We start from the raw sequence: 13,760 nt of genomic DNA, 5'->3' as shown, positions 1-13,760 counted from the left end.
GGAGTTCAGCTCCTGGGGGTGACGGACGGCCGGTCGAGGGCGGCCAGCGTCTCGCGCAGGCCGCGGTGGACATCCTCGTACACCTCGACGTGGCCGCCGACGCCGAGTCCGTCGGCGTCGGCGAGACGCGCCAGCCGGGCGTCGACCTCGGCGTTACCGGTGCGCTCGACGGCGATGCCGAGCGGGCGCGGGCCGTCCTCGGCCTGTTCGCCGGCGGCCGGAGCCTCGTCGCGGGGCTGGGCCTCGTCGCGGACCTGGGCCTCGTCGTGGGGCTGGCCCTCGTCGTGGGGCTGGGACTGGGGCTGGTGCATGCTCCCGACGCTACCGGGTGGCCGCCCGGGCCCGCCGCCGCGCCGCGGGAACGGCCGCGGCACATCGGGCGCGCGTGGGTCGCACGTCCCTCCGGCCGCCGGCCGGCTGCTGGTGGATCTCGCGGACACCGCGCCAGTTAGGTTAGCCTAACCTTTGCCCGAATCGACCGAGAGGCCAAGGCAGTCCGTATGGCCAGACCCCGCCGCGGCCCGAGCGGCTCGGCTGACGCCGAAGCCGGACCCCCGGGAGGACGACCATGACAGCCGCACCCTTCGAATTCTTCGACGTGCACGTCCTGCGCGCCGACCGCATCAGCCCCGGATTCGTCCGGGTCACCGTCGGCGGTGCGGCGCTGACCCGGTTCGCCGGCGGCGGCCGGGACCAGCGGATCAAACTGTTCCTGCCGCACCCCGGCCAGCCAAGGGCCGTCGTGCCGCGCGGCGCGGGCGCCGGCTGGTGGCCCGCCTGGCAGCGCATGAGCCCCGGCGAGCGCGCCACGATGCGCACCTACACCGTGCGCGAACACCGCCGCGAGCCGGACGAGCTGGACATCGACTTCGCCCTGCACGGCGACGTCGGCGTCGCCTCCCGGTGGGCCGCGCGGGCGGTCGCGGGCGACGAGCTGACGCTGCTCGGCCCGGTCGAGGAGGACAACGGCGGCGTCGACTTCCGCCCGCCGCCGGAGGCCGACTGGGTCCTGGTGACCGCGGACGCCACCGCGCTCCCGGCCGTCGAGGGCATCCTCGCCTGGCTGCCGCCCGGCATCGGCGCCAAGGTGTGGATCGAGGTGGACCACGCCGCCGACCGCAGGGAGCTGCCGACGAAGGCGGACGCGGACATCACCTGGCTGGTCCGCGGGGAGGCGCCGGGCGCCTCCGTGCTGGACGCGGTCAGGAACGCCGCGTTCCCCGGCGGGACGCCCTACGCGTGGCTCGCCGGCGAGGCGAGCACCGTGCGGGGCCTGCGCCGCCACCTGGTGAACGACCGGGGCGTGGACCGCCGCCGCATCACGTTCACCGGCTACTGGCGCCGCGGCACCTCCGAGGAGGACCTGATCAACGAGGCGATCGCCGCGGCGGCCGCCGCCTGACGGCCGCCGCGCCGTTCCCCGCCGCCCGGCCCTGCGGGCGGCGGGTCCTGGCCCCGCGTCACCAGTCGTGCACGGTGCCGTCCTGGAGCCGGTTGACCGGCAGGTAGGACGGTGCGTAGGGGTGGGCCGCCGCGAGTTCGCGGTCGAGTTCGACGCCGATGCCCGGCTCCTCGCCCGGGTGCAGGTACCCGTCGGCGAACGTGTAGGCGTGCCGGAACACCTCGTTGGTCAGCGCGGTGTGCCCGGAGAACTCCTGTATCCCGAAGTTGTGCACCGCGAGGTCGAGGTGGATCGCGGCGGCCATGCCGACCGGCGAGATGTCCTCGGGCCCGTGGATGGCGCTCTTGATCTGGTGCTGCGCGGCGTAGTCGAACAGCTTCTTCAGCGGCGAGACCCCGCCGAAGTGGGTCACCGCGGAGCGCACGTAGTCGATCAGCTGCTCGTCCACCAGCGTCCGGTAGTCGTGCACGCTGTTGAACACCTCGCCGATCGCCAGCGGCGTGGTGGTGTGCTCGCGGACCAGCCGCAGCCCCTCCTGGTTCTCGGCGGGCGTGCAGTCCTCCAGCCAGAACAGCCGGTACGGCTCCAGCTCCTTGCCCAGACGCGCGGCCTGGATCGGCGTCAACCGGTGGTGGGCGTCGTGCAGCAGCGGCAGCTCGGGGCCGAACTCGCCGCGGACCGCCTCGAACACCCGCGGGATGTGGCGCAGATACGCGTCGGTGTCCCAGTCCTCCACCACCGGGCGGGCCACGCGCCCGCGGCCGGCGCTCTCCTCGGCCAGCTCGGCCTCGCTGCGCACGCCGTACACCTTGGTCAGGCCGGGCACGCCCGTCTGCACGCGGATCGCGGGGTAGCCCTCGGCCAGCCGCGCGCGAATCGAGTCGAACAGTTCGGGAACGTCCCGCCCGCCCGCGTGCCCGTAGGTCCGCACGCGCTCGCGGCTCGCGCCGCCCAGGAGCTGGTACAGCGGCAGACCCGCGGCCTTGGCCTTGATGTCCCACAGCGCGACGTCGACCGCGGCGATGGCCGCCATGGTCACCGGTCCGCGCCGCCAGTAGGCGCCCCGGTACAGGTACTGCCAGGTGTCCTCGATGCGGTGCGGGTCGGTGCCGAGCAGCAGCGGCACGACGTGGTCGGTGAGGTAGCTGGCGACGGCGAGTTCACGCCCGTTGAGCGTCGCGTCGCCCAGGCCGGTGAGGCCCTCGTCGGTCGCTATCTCCAGGGTGACGAAATTGCGGCCGGGGCTGGTGACGACGACGTTCGCGTCGACGATCTTCATAGGGGGTTCTTCCTGCGCTTCCTGGCGTGGGGCGGGCGTGGACGGGCGGGGGCGTCAGCCCTTGGTGGCTCCGGCCGTCAGACCGGCCACCAGGTACTTCTGCCCGATGAGGGCGGCGATGACGACGGGCACGGTGATCAGGCTGGCGGCGGCCATCAGCCCGCCCCAGTCGGTGCTGGCGTAGGAGATGAAGTTGAACAGCGTCACGGGCACCGTCTGCGTGTCCTCGTCCGCGAAGATCAGCGCGAACATGAAGTTGTTCCAGCTGGAGACGAACGCGAGCAGCGCGGCGGTCGCGGTGCCGGGCGCGGCCAGCGGCAGCGCGATCCGCCAGAACGCGCCGAAGGCGCTGAGCCCGTCGGTGCGGGCGGCCTCCTCCAGCTCGACCGGCAGGCTCTCGAAGAAACCGATCATGATCCACAGGATCAGCGGCACCGAGACGAACATGTGGCTGAGCACCAGCACGGTGTAGCTGCCCACCAGGCCGATCTGCGCGAACAGGTAGTACCACGGCACCAGCAGTGAGATCGCCGGAACGATACGCGCGACGAGCACCACCGAGCCGGTGCGGTGCATGCGGAACCGGCCGACGGCCCAGGCGGCGGGCACGGCGATGACGGCGGACAGGACGGTGGAGACCACGCCGACGATCAGCGAGTTCAGCATGGAGCGGAAGACCTCGCCGTCCTCCACGATATTGCGGAAGTTGTCCAGGGTGGGCGAGAAGATCAGCCCGACGCTCGGGTCGGTGACCTGGACGTTCGTCTTGAACGCGGCGGCGAACATCCACACCAGCGGCAGCGCGAAGACCAGGGACACCACGGTGACGGCGACGCCGCGCAGCCACGACCAGCTCCGCCGCCGCCCGCCGCTGCGGACGCGGGGGCGCTGCGGCGCGGGACGGGACGAGGTCGCGGCACTCATGCGGACTTCCTTCCGGCGCGGCGCCTGAGCACGACCACGACGCCGATGATGAAGAGGGTGAACAGGACGAGCACGGCCGAGGCGAGCCCGTACTCCTGGTAGTCGAACGTCAGCCCGTAGGCGTAGACGTTGAGGGTCTCCACCTCGAAGTCCGAGCCGCCGCCCGGCCCCTTGGTGGCGTAGAGGATGTCGAACGTCTTCAGCGCGTCCACGGAACGCAGCACCAGCGCGGTGGCCAGCGTGGGGCCGAGCATCGGCAGGATGACGTGCCGGAAGCGCTGCCAGCCGTTGGCCCCGTCGACCCGGGCCGCCTCCTCCGGCTCCTCGGGCAGGGTGGACAGGCCCGCGAGGAGCAGCAGCGTCATCATCGGCGTCCACTGCCAGACGTCGATGAACATCAGGGTCGGCAGCGACTGGCTCACCGAGCCGAGGAACTCCTGCGGCGGCAGCCCGAGGGAGTCCAGCAGGTGGTTGGCGATGCCGTTGGTCGGGTCCAGGATGAGCAGCCACAGGATGCCGATGGCCACCGGCGTGGTGAGCAGCGGGATGATCAGCAGCGTGCGCACCCAGCGCATGCCGCGGAACGCCTTGCGCATCAGCATCGCGAGGGCGAGGCCGAGCACGGTCTCGATCGCCACGGCACCGATCGTGAACCAGACGGTGCGCCGGATCGCCGGCCAGAAGCGCCTGGAGTCCTCCAGCGCGTCGGTGAAGTTCTGGAAGCCGACGTAGCCCTTGTCCGCGTTCACCGCGCCGAAGGCATCGGTGAAGCTGAGGTTGACGGTGAAGATCAGCGGAAAGACGATCATCGCCCCGACGAACACGAGAGCGGGGGCGAGCATGGCCCACTTCAGCCGCCGGTTGGCCTGCTCGAACGTGCGGGGGGCGCGCGTGGCGCGCGGGCGGCGCGAGCCGGAGAGGGCCGCGCGCTCCGGGGTCGTCTCCGGGGCCTTGGTGGTGGGCATCAGCTCTCCCGGTGGCGGTTGTCGCGGACGAGGAAGTCGGCGAACTCGGCGTCGGCGTCGCGCGCGACGGGCGGCACCGATTCCCCGAGAATCCCGGCCACGAGCGGACGGCCGACGATGTCCCTGGCGCGGCTGACCTGGAGCACGTCCGGCCGGTCGTGGCCCAGGCCGTTCTCGGTGCTGATCCGCATGCTCTCGGCCAGTTCCCCGGGGAACGCGCCGAGCGTCGCGGGGTCCGACCACGCGGACTCGCGGGCCCCGGGTATGCCCTCGGACTGGAGGGCCGCGACCATCTCGGGACTCGACGCCCAGCGGATGAACGCCCAGGCATCGTCGCGCAGCAAGGAGAACTCGTTGATCGCCAGGCTCCACGACGGGATGTTGTGCGGCCGCGACCCGGCGGGGCCCGCGGGGAACGGCGCGAAGCCGACGGTGTCCTGGACGGTCGAGACGCCCGGGTCGAGGAAGTTGGTGTAGATGGCGTCGGCGTCGATGTAGAACGCCGCCTTGCCCTGCGCGAAGATCGGCATGGCCTGTTCGAGGCTCATGTTGGTGACGCCGGGCGGCCCGGTGCGCTCCAGCAGCCGCCCGTAGAACTCGTAGGCCGCGATGGCCTCGGGCGTGCCGATCGCCGACCGCCCGTCGACGGTGAAGTCGCCGCCGAAGGAGTACAGGAAGCTGGACCACTGGCTGACCGAACCGTTGCGCTGGCCGCGTCCGACGTAGCCGAAGAAGTTGTTCCGCCGGTCGGCGAGCTCCAGCGACTGGTCCATGAGGGCGTCCAGCGTGCGCGGCGGGCCGCCGAGGTCCGCCACGAGGTCCTTGCGGTAGTACAGCGCGGGCCGCTCGGTCACGACGGGGACGCTCAGCACCTTGCCCGCGGTCGCGGAGCGCTCACGCGGCGCTTCCTGGAAGTCGTCCCAGCGGAAGGCATCGTCCCGCACCCGGTCGGACAGGTCGGTGAGCCAGCCGTTGTGGGCGAAGATCAGCTGCTCCTGGAGCGCGCGGACCATCATCACGTCCACGTCGGTCGCCGACGCGTTCAGCTTCACGTTGTAGCTGTTGGCAAGCTGGTCGGCGGTGAGCATCGATATGGACACCCGCCGGCCGATCAAATCCTCGAACTCGTCGAGGCGCTTGCTGATCGTGTGCGTCCACACGTGATTGATCGCCATGATCCGCAAGGGCGCGTTCGGCGAGGCGGTGCCCCCGCCGCTCGAACAGGCGCCGAGCGTGACCCCGCCCGCGGCTGCCGCCGCGGCCGCCGCGAGTTTCCCGAAGGAACGGCGGCTGAGGGACTGGCTCCTCGTGGACATCCGCGTCCTCGACTTTCTTGCTACGTTCTGTCCCGCTTTTTGTGGTCCAACTGGTAGGACCAGTGGGACCATAACAGCGAGACCGCCGGATGACCACCCTCAATCCAGCGGGAACTCCGGAAGCCGCCGACCGCGACTAAGAGTGACCGTTCTCCTGCCGCAGCAGTGTCTCGATGTGCTGCTGCGCCATGACGCCGACACTCACGTCCAGGTCCGGCCCGTACGTGCGCAGCCCCAGCCGCAGATGCTCCCGCATGTGCCGGCGCGCGAGCTCGACGTCGCGGTCCAGGATCGCGGCCAGGATCTCCGGATGGTGCGGCACCCCCGGCTCGCCGATCGACGGGTCCGAGTTGGACCGGAGCATCATCTCGAACATCATGCCGCTGATCGACGACAGCATGATCCGCAGCACCGGATTGCCGCTCGCCGCCGCGATCGCGTCGTGGAACGCGAGGTCCGCGTTCGCCTTCACGATCACGTCCGTCGCGTGCAGCAGCCCGTCGTTGGCCGCCCGCATCACGGCCAGATCCTGCTCGGTGGCCCGCTCGGTGGCGAGCCCCACGATCTCGACCTCCAGCGGAATACGCGCCTCGATCAGCTGCCTGACCGTCGGCCGCCCCGCCCGGTACAGCGCGTCGTAGCTGCGCGCCTGCCCCGAGGACTGCTCGCTGACGAACGAGCCGCGGCCGGGCGCCACCGAGATCAGGTGCTGCGCCTCCAGACGCCGCAGCACCTCGCGCACCACATTGCGGCTCGCGCCGAACTGCGTGGCCAGCTCCCGCTCGGAGGGAAGCTTGGCCCCGACGGCGAACTTCCCGGACCGGATGTCGTGCTCCAGCTGACGAGCGATCCGCTCGGTCAGCAGTCCCCGCTGCTGAGGGGCGACGCGGCCCGGCGCTGAGGCGGGGACGGCGGACATGCTCTGGAGGATACAGGGTGCCGCCACCGCGGTGACTCCCGCGTCACAGCCCCAGCCGCGCGACGGCCGGCCCGCACTCCGCCGTGCCGCGCTCCCGCCCCGCCGCCGACCAGGCCGCGGCGCACAGCGCGCGCAGCCCGTTCAGCGGGTCGTCGTCCTGCCCCGACAGCTCCAGACGCCCGGCGCGCACCGACGCCCGCCACCCCCCGCAGGCGAACCCGTCGCCGTCCGGCGCCGGGGCCGGCTGGGCGACGAGCAGGCCGCGCAGGTCGGCCGCCACGTACGTCGGCCGGTGCGCAGGCCGCGCCGCGAGCAGTTCCGCCGCGTCCGTCACACCGCTCAGCACCAGCAACGAGTCGACGCCGCCGGCGTGCGCGCCCTCGATGTCGGTGTCCAGCCGGTCGCCGACCACCAGCGGGCGCCGCGCGCCGGTCCGCAGAATGCTCTCCCGGTGCATCGGCGGGCACGGCTTGCCCGCCACGCGCGGCTCCTTGCGGTACCCGGTCGCGATGCGCACGACCTCCACCGCGGCCCCGTTCCCCGGCGCCGTGCCGCGCCCGCTGGGGATCGTCAGGTCCGTGTTCGAGGCGAACCAGGCCGCCCCGCGGTTCACCGCGAGCGCCGCCTCCGTCAGCACGCCCCAGGGCAGTTCCGGGCCCCCGTACCCCTGCACCACCGCTGCGGGATCGTCGTCCGCCGAGTCCACCGGCAGCAGGCCCCGTTCGGTCAGCGCCACCCGCAGGCCCTCGCCGCCCGCGCACAACACCCGGGCGCCCGCGGGCAGTTGCTCGGCGATCAGCCGCGCCACGGCCTGCGCCGAGGTGACGACCTCCGCGGGCTCCGCGGGCACGCCGAGCCGCGTCAGATGGTCCGCGACGGTCCGCGGCGTCCTGGCCGCGTTGTTCGTCACGTACGCCGACCGCATCCCGCGGGACCGGGCCGTCCGCAGCGACGCGACGGCGTGCGGCAGGGCGTCGCCGCCCGCGTAGACCACGCCGTCCAGGTCGAGCAGCGCCGTGTCGTACGCCTCGCACAACGCCGAGGCGCACGCGCCGGGCGCGGTCCGCGGGGCGGACGGCGGGTCGCTTCGTTCATTCGTCGATTCAGCCATGTCGGTCCGATCATTGCGCACGCCCCCAGCGCCTACGATGCGGGGATGCACGCCGGTCTCGACCTCGCGCCGTTCCGCGCCCTGCGCTACGCCCAGGACCGCGTCGGCAGCCTCGCCGCCGTCACCTCCCCGCCCTACGACGTCGTCGTCCGCCCGGACGGGCTGCGCGAACTCCAGACCGCCGACCGGTACAACATCGTCCGGCTGATCCTTCCCCAGGCCGACGACCCCGCCGCGGCCCACCGCGATGCCGCACGGACGCTGCGCGGGTGGCGCGCGGAAGGCGTGCTGGCCGCCGACCAGGACCCGGCCGTATGGGTCTACGAGCAGCACGCGGGCGGAACGCTCCAGCGCGGTCTGATCGGTGCCCTCGCGCTCAGCCCACCCGAGGCGGGCGTGGTGCTGCCGCACGAGGACGTCATGCCGGACGTCGTCGAGGACCGGGCCGCGCTGATGCGGGCCACGGCCGCCAACCTGGAACCGCTGCTGCTCGCCTGCCACGGCACCGACTCCACCACGGACGCCGTCGAACGCACCGCGCGCCGCCCCCCGTTACTGGCCACCACCACCGCGGACGGCACACGCCACCGCCTGTGGCCGGTGACGGAACCGGCCGAAGTAGCCGCGCTCACCGGGGGCCTGAAGGGCCATCGGGCCCTGATCGCGGACGGCCACCACCGCTGGGCGACCTACCTGCGGCTGTCCGCCGAGCACGAGGGCCGACCGCCATGGGACCGCGGACTCGTGCTGCTGGTCGACACCGCCAGGTACCCGCTGCGTGTGCAGCCCATCCACCGCGTCCTGCCCACGCTGCCGCCGGCCGTGGCCCTGGCGCGGCTGAACGGCGCGTTCCGCACCCGGCGCCTCGACGTGCCGGCGGCGCACGCCCTGGACATCCTCGACACGACGCCGGGCACGGCGTTCCTCCTGGCGGGCGAGGGCCACTGCCACCTGCTCGACCGGCCAGAGCCGGGGCTGCTCGACCGCACCGTCCGCCACGACCGCCCGCCCGCCTGGCGCCGCCTGGACGCCACCGTGCTGCACGCCGCGCTGCTCGGCGCGCTGTGGCGGGCCGACGTCGAGCCGGGAACGGTGCGCCACCTGCACGACGCGAACGCCGCCGTCGCCCAGGCCGAGCGGGCCGGCGGCAGCGCCGTCCTGATGCGGGCCGTGGCCGAGCCGACGGTACGCGCGCTCGCCGAGGCCGGGGTCACCATGCCGCACAAGTCGACGTCGTTCGGCCCGAAACCGGCCACGGGCCTGCTGCTCAGGCCACTCGACATTGCCGACGAAAATTAGGTTAGGCTAACCTCACTCCCAGCTTGACCGCCTCATCTGGGAGCCGCATGAGCGCCACGATTTTCGCCCGACAGGACGACCGGCTGGGGCAGTTCGCCCTGCGCCGCGTCGACCCCGACACCGACGCCGAGCTGCTCCACCGTTGGCTCACACACCCCAAGTCGGTCTTCTGGCTGATGCAGAACGCCCAACTCACCGACGTGCAGGAGGAGTTCCGCGCCATCACCGCCTCCCCCACGCACGAGGCCCTGCTCGGCCTGCACAACGGCCGCCCCGCGTTCCTCGTCGAACGCTACGACCCGGCGACCGAGCCGGCCGGCGCCGCCTACGACGTGCGTCCCGGCGACGTCGGGATGCACTTCCTGGTCGCCCCCACCGACACCCCGCTGCACGGCTTCACCCGCGCCGTGATCACCACCGTCATGGAACTGCTGTTCGCCGACCCCGCCACCCGCCGCGTCGTCGTCGAACCCGACGTGCGCAACCGGTCCGTCCACGCACTGAACGCCGCCGTCGGCTTCCGCGTCGAACGAACCGTCTCCCTCCCCGGCAAGGACGCCTACCTCAGCACCTGCACGCGCGAGCAGTACGCACCGGCGGCAGCCGCCGCCCCGGCGACGACCAGGAGTGAATGACCCCATGCCCCTCCCCCACCCCCACCCCGCCGCCGGACACGAGATCGTCGCCCACCTCACGCCCGAGCACTGGGACCGCGCCAACCGCCTGCTGATCCGCAAGGCACTCGCCGAGTTCTCCCACGAACGCATCCTCACCCCGGAGCGCGCGCCCGACGGCCGCCACACCGTCCACAGCGACGACGGCACCGTCGCCTACCGCTTCGCCGCCCGCCGCCTCGCCCTTGACCACTGGCAGGTCGATGCCTCCAGCATCACCCGCGAACGCGACGGCGCCCCGCTCACCCTCGACGCCCTCGACTTCTTCGTGGACCTGCGCGGCACCCTCGGCCTCGACGACTCCGTCCTCCCCGTCTACCTCGAAGAGATCAGCAGCACGCTGGCGGGTACCGCGTACAAACTGGCCGCACCCCCGCGCACCGCGGCCGAACTGGCCCGCGGCGACTTCCAGACGATCGAGGCGGGGATGACGGAGGGCCACCCCTGCTTCGTCGCCAACAACGGGCGCATCGGCTTCGACGGCCTTGAGTACCACGCCTACACACCCGAGGCCGCCGCCCCCGTCCGCCTGGTATGGCTGGCCGCCCGCCGCGACCTGGCCACGTTCAAGTCGTCCGCCGACCTCGACTACGACACGCTCATCGCCCAGGAACTCGCCCAGGAAACCCTGCACGCCTTCGCCGGCCGCATGGCCGACCTCGGCCTCGACCTGGACGACTACTACCTCTTCCCGGCGCACCCCTGGCAGTGGGTCAACAAGCTGACCATCACCTTCGCCGCCGAGATAGCCCGCCGTCACCTGGTCTTCCTCGGCCACAGCGACGACGAGTACCAGGCCCAGCAGTCGATCCGCACGTTCTTCAACACCAGCGCCCCCGGCAAGCACTACGTGAAGACCGCCATCTCGGTCCTCAACATGGGCTTCCTGCGCGGTCTCTCCGCCGCCTACATGGACCGCACCCCCGCCATCAACGACTGGGTGGCCGAGACCGTCACCGGCGACGCGTTCCTCACCGCCAACGGCTTCGGCGTCCTGCGGGAGCGCGCCTCCATCGGCTACCACCACACGCAGTACGAGGCCATCGCGGAAAAGGGCTCGCCCTACCTGAAAATGCTCGCCGCCCTGTGGCGCGAGAGCCCGGTCCCCTCTTTGCGGCCCGGCGAACGCCTCGCCACCATGGCCTCGCTCCTGCACGTCGACCGCTACGGCGACCCGTTCGTCGGCGCGCTCATCGAGGAATCCGGCCTCACCGCCGACGACTGGCTGCGCCGCTACCTCACCGCCTACCTGACGCCGCTGCTGCACTGCCTGTACACCTACGACCTGGTGTTCATGCCGCACGGCGAAAACGTGATCATGGTGCTGGCGGACGGGGTCCCGCAGCGGGTGTTCATCAAGGACATCGCCGAGGAAATCGGCGTCATGAACCCCGACACCCCGCTGCCCCCCGTCATGGAGGCGCTGCGGCTGGACATCTCCGACGACCTGTGGACGCTCACCCTGTTCACCGACGTCTTCGACTGCTTCTTCCGGTTCCTCAGCGCCATCCTCAGCGAGGCCGGCCTGCTCGACGAGGACGACTTCTGGGCCGCGGTCGCGGAGTGCATCACCGACTATCAGAAAGCGATGCCCCACCTGGCCGAGAGGTTCGAGCGCCTCGACCTGTTCGTGGAACGTTTCGCCCTCTCCTGCCTGAACCGCCTCCAGCTGCGCAACAACCAGCAGATGGTGAACATCCAGGACCCCGCGCAGGCCGCGGAGGCCCTCCAGCTCATCGGGACGCTGGAAAACCCCCTGGCCCGCTTCGCCTGAGCGGCGGTCACTCCTCGCCTGGTTCGTCGGCGTCCGGGTCCAGGGCGTCGACGAACTCCACCCCGTCGATCTCGGCAAGCCGGTCCGCGGCATTCGTGGTGCCGCCGCTGTCGGCCTCGACCGTCTTCGCGAACCACTCCCGCGCATCCTGCTCGCGGCCCACCGCGAGCAGGGCGTCCGCGTACGCGTAGCGCAGCCTGGCCGTCCACGGATGCACGGCCGTGGACGCCAGCTCCTGGCTCTGCAACGTCACGACCGCCGCCTCCGCCTGACCGAGGTCACGCCGTGCGCCGGCCGCGACGAGCCGCATCTCGACCTGCCCCGCCTTGTCCAGCTGCCGCACCTCGGGCTCCCCGGCCATCGCCAGCGCCCGCTCCGGCCGCCCGATACCGCGCTCGCAGTCCGCCATGATCGGCCACAGGTCCACCGCCCCGGACATGCGCCGGGCCGCGCGGAACTCGGTCAGCGCCTCGCTGTACTTCTCCACCCCGTACGCGGCGAAGCCGGCGGCCTCGCGCACGGCGGCCACGCGCGACGCCAGCCGCAACGCGACCCGCGCATAGCCGTAGGCCCGCTCGGGGTCCTCATCGAGCAGCTGCGCCACCATGACCAGGTTCCTGGCCACGTCGATCGCCAGCGTCTTCGGCAGGCTCATCAGCTCCTGCCGCACCGACCTGTCGATCTCCTCCCCGGTCACCTCGTCCGGGATGGGCAGCCGCCGCGTCTGCTGCTCCGGACCGCGCGCCCGCCCTTCGCGCCGGTACCCCGCACGGGGACCACCGCGGTCATCGCGCCGCCCCCGGAAGTCCCGCCCGCCGGGCCGATCCGAGTCACGGCGCTCGTCGCGCCTGTCGTCCCTGCGGTCGTCCCGCCGGTACCCGGCGGCACCGCCACGCCCCCGGTCATCGCGCCGGAACCCAGCCCCGCCACCCCGCGGCCGGTCAGCATGGGGCCGGTCACCCTGCGGACGGTCGTCACGGCGGAACCCACCACCGCCACGCGGCCGATCAGCATGCGGCCGATCATCCCGCCGGAACCCACCCCCGCGGGGCCGTTCACCGTACGGCCTGTCGTCACGCCGGTCATCCCGCCGGAAGCCACCCCCGCCACGCGGCCGCTCGCCCTGCGGCCTGTCGTCACGCCGGTCATCCCGCCGGAAGCCACCGCCACCGCCACGGGGACGGTCACCCTGCGGCCTGTCGTCACGCCGGTCATCCCGCCGGAAGCCACCCCCGCCACGGGGACGGTCACCATACGACCGGTCATCCCGCCTATCGTCTCGGCGAAAACCACCACCACTGCCGCCAGGCCGGCCATCACGCCTGTCGTCACGACGGAACCCGCCACCACTGCCACGCGGCCGTTCGCCCTGCGGCCGATCGTCACGCCGGAACCCGCCACCACTGCCGCCAGGCCGGCCATCACGCCTGTCGTCACGACGGTCGTCCCGCCGGAAGCCACCGCCACCGCCACCGCCACGGGGACGGTCGCCCTGCGGCCGATCGTCACGCCGGTCATCCCGCCCGAACCGGCCAGAGCTGCGCGGCCGCTCATCACGGCGAACATCACGACGGTCCCCGTCCCGCCCACCGAAACGACGTTCGTCCCGCCGGTAACCGCGGTTCCGCCCGTCGTCCCGCCCATCCCGGCCGGACCCGCGCTCGGGCCGCGCCGGCCGTCCCTCGTCCGAATTCGACATCGCCGTGATTCCTGCCTCTCAGCTCACAAAAAAAAGACCTCTGATTTCCCAGCATGAACGCTGAGAAACCAGAGGTCCCATAAAAATTGTCCGGCGGTGTCCTACTCTCCCACACGGTCCCCCATGCAGTACCATCGGCGCTGGAGGGCTTAGCTTCCGGGTTCGGAATGTAACCGGGCGTTTCCCCTCCGCCATGACCACCGGAACACTTTGGAAGTGCTCCAAGCGAACAAGCGCACTCTTCACTTGTCACTTCAAGAAAAATAGCCGTCGGCTAAGAATTCACAGTGGACGCGAGCATCTGCGGACAAGCCCTCGGCCTATTAGTACCGGTCAACTCCACCCGTCACCAGGCTTCCATCTCCGGCCTATCAACCCCGTCGTCTACAGGGAGCCTT

The 13,760-nt window shown here is 71.9% G+C and carries 13 protein-coding genes and 2 rRNA genes; 4 read left to right on the top strand and 11 right to left on the bottom strand.

What is annotated here, in order from left to right; translation table 11 throughout:
• Nucleotides 1–5: 5 nt before the first annotated feature.
• The gene (locus RM779_RS24100) at nt 6–311 is read right to left on the bottom strand and encodes a hypothetical protein (protein WP_311619844.1); all 306 of its coding nucleotides are present in this window, start codon (nt 309–311) and stop codon (nt 6–8) included.
• Between the two features lie 257 nt (nt 312–568).
• Here RM779_RS24100 and RM779_RS24095 point away from each other — a divergent pair, with 257 nt between their 5' ends.
• Nucleotides 569–1,402, top strand: a complete 834-nt coding sequence (locus RM779_RS24095) for a siderophore-interacting protein (protein ID WP_311619843.1) — start codon at nt 569–571, stop codon at nt 1,400–1,402.
• 58 nt (nt 1,403–1,460) lie between these two features.
• On the opposite strand, the gene manD is transcribed toward RM779_RS24095, so the two are convergent.
• The 6 genes from manD to RM779_RS24065 all read right to left on the bottom strand — a co-directional run bounded on the left by manD (nt 1,461) and on the right by RM779_RS24065 (nt 7,916).
• Nucleotides 1,461–2,681, bottom strand: a complete 1,221-nt coding sequence (gene manD / locus RM779_RS24090) for a D-mannonate dehydratase ManD (RefSeq protein WP_311619842.1) — start codon at nt 2,679–2,681, stop codon at nt 1,461–1,463.
• A 54-nt stretch (nt 2,682–2,735) separates the two neighbouring features.
• On the bottom strand, nt 2,736–3,605 hold the full coding sequence (locus RM779_RS24085) for a carbohydrate ABC transporter permease (RefSeq protein WP_311619841.1): 870 nt from the start codon (nt 3,603–3,605) through the stop codon (nt 2,736–2,738).
• Entirely contained in the window at nt 3,602–4,570 is a 969-nt protein-coding gene (locus RM779_RS24080; RefSeq protein WP_311619840.1) for a carbohydrate ABC transporter permease, read from the bottom strand. Before RM779_RS24080 ends, RM779_RS24085 begins: the two co-directional genes overlap by 4 nt.
• The gene (locus RM779_RS24075) at nt 4,570–5,886 is read right to left on the bottom strand and encodes an ABC transporter substrate-binding protein (RefSeq protein ID WP_311619839.1); all 1,317 of its coding nucleotides are present in this window, start codon (nt 5,884–5,886) and stop codon (nt 4,570–4,572) included. Before RM779_RS24075 ends, RM779_RS24080 begins: the two co-directional genes overlap by 1 nt.
• A gap of 136 nt (nt 5,887–6,022) precedes the next feature.
• Nucleotides 6,023–6,805 (bottom strand): FadR/GntR family transcriptional regulator, encoded by a 783-nt coding sequence (locus RM779_RS24070; protein ID WP_311619838.1) that lies wholly within the window; start codon nt 6,803–6,805, stop codon nt 6,023–6,025.
• 43 nt (nt 6,806–6,848) lie between these two features.
• A complete protein-coding gene (locus RM779_RS24065; protein WP_311619837.1) occupies nt 6,849–7,916 on the bottom strand; it encodes an HAD hydrolase-like protein in 1,068 nt (355 codons plus the stop codon).
• 45 nt (nt 7,917–7,961) lie between these two features.
• Between RM779_RS24065 and RM779_RS24060 the strand changes: the two genes are divergently transcribed.
• The 3 genes from RM779_RS24060 to RM779_RS24050 are packed head-to-tail and all read left to right on the top strand — an operon-like array spanning nt 7,962 to nt 11,663.
• The gene (locus RM779_RS24060) at nt 7,962–9,215 is read left to right on the top strand and encodes a DUF1015 domain-containing protein (RefSeq protein ID WP_311619836.1); all 1,254 of its coding nucleotides are present in this window, start codon (nt 7,962–7,964) and stop codon (nt 9,213–9,215) included.
• Nucleotides 9,216–9,262: 47 nt separating this feature from the next.
• Nucleotides 9,263–9,850, top strand: coding sequence for a GNAT family N-acetyltransferase (locus RM779_RS24055; protein ID WP_311619835.1), 588 nt, complete (start codon nt 9,263–9,265; stop codon nt 9,848–9,850).
• A gap of 4 nt (nt 9,851–9,854) precedes the next feature.
• Nucleotides 9,855–11,663 (top strand): IucA/IucC family protein, encoded by a 1,809-nt coding sequence (locus RM779_RS24050; protein WP_311619834.1) that lies wholly within the window; start codon nt 9,855–9,857, stop codon nt 11,661–11,663.
• 7 nt (nt 11,664–11,670) lie between these two features.
• Here the strand turns inward: RM779_RS24050 and RM779_RS24045 are convergent, their stop codons facing one another.
• The 4 genes from RM779_RS24045 to RM779_RS24030 form a co-directional block, all read right to left on the bottom strand.
• The gene (locus RM779_RS24045) at nt 11,671–12,360 is read right to left on the bottom strand and encodes a tetratricopeptide repeat protein (protein ID WP_311619833.1); all 690 of its coding nucleotides are present in this window, start codon (nt 12,358–12,360) and stop codon (nt 11,671–11,673) included.
• Nucleotides 12,357–13,232 (bottom strand): hypothetical protein, encoded by an 876-nt coding sequence (locus tag RM779_RS24040; protein WP_311619832.1) that lies wholly within the window; start codon nt 13,230–13,232, stop codon nt 12,357–12,359. Before RM779_RS24040 ends, RM779_RS24045 begins: the two co-directional genes overlap by 4 nt.
• Before the next feature lie 218 nt (nt 13,233–13,450).
• Nucleotides 13,451–13,567 (bottom strand): 5S ribosomal RNA (gene rrf, locus RM779_RS24035).
• A gap of 98 nt (nt 13,568–13,665) precedes the next feature.
• Nucleotides 13,666–13,760 (bottom strand): 23S ribosomal RNA (locus tag RM779_RS24030); the annotation flags it as partial.

Origin of the sequence: Streptomyces johnsoniae (genome assembly GCF_031845565.1) — a bacterium.
GTDB classification, from domain to species: domain Bacteria; phylum Actinomycetota; class Actinomycetes; order Streptomycetales; family Streptomycetaceae; genus Streptomyces; species Streptomyces johnsoniae.
Note: the sequence above shows the minus strand (reverse complement) of the source record. Positions and strands in the feature narration are given on the sequence as shown.

Coding starts and splice junctions, on each gene's coding strand:
- RM779_RS24100 (WP_311619844.1), bottom strand. CDS start 311: ATGCACCAGCCCCAGTCCCAGCCCCACGACGAGGGCCAGCCCCACGAC.
- RM779_RS24095 (WP_311619843.1), top strand. CDS start 569: ATGACAGCCGCACCCTTCGAATTCTTCGACGTGCACGTCCTGCGCGCC.
- manD (WP_311619842.1), bottom strand. CDS start 2,681: ATGAAGATCGTCGACGCGAACGTCGTCGTCACCAGCCCCGGCCGCAAT.
- RM779_RS24085 (WP_311619841.1), bottom strand. CDS start 3,605: ATGAGTGCCGCGACCTCGTCCCGTCCCGCGCCGCAGCGCCCCCGCGTC.
- RM779_RS24080 (WP_311619840.1), bottom strand. CDS start 4,570: ATGCCCACCACCAAGGCCCCGGAGACGACCCCGGAGCGCGCGGCCCTC.
- RM779_RS24075 (WP_311619839.1), bottom strand. CDS start 5,886: ATGTCCACGAGGAGCCAGTCCCTCAGCCGCCGTTCCTTCGGGAAACTC.
- RM779_RS24070 (WP_311619838.1), bottom strand. CDS start 6,805: ATGTCCGCCGTCCCCGCCTCAGCGCCGGGCCGCGTCGCCCCTCAGCAG.
- RM779_RS24065 (WP_311619837.1), bottom strand. CDS start 7,916: ATGGCTGAATCGACGAATGAACGAAGCGACCCGCCGTCCGCCCCGCGG.
- RM779_RS24060 (WP_311619836.1), top strand. CDS start 7,962: ATGCACGCCGGTCTCGACCTCGCGCCGTTCCGCGCCCTGCGCTACGCC.
- RM779_RS24055 (WP_311619835.1), top strand. CDS start 9,263: ATGAGCGCCACGATTTTCGCCCGACAGGACGACCGGCTGGGGCAGTTC.
- RM779_RS24050 (WP_311619834.1), top strand. CDS start 9,855: ATGCCCCTCCCCCACCCCCACCCCGCCGCCGGACACGAGATCGTCGCC.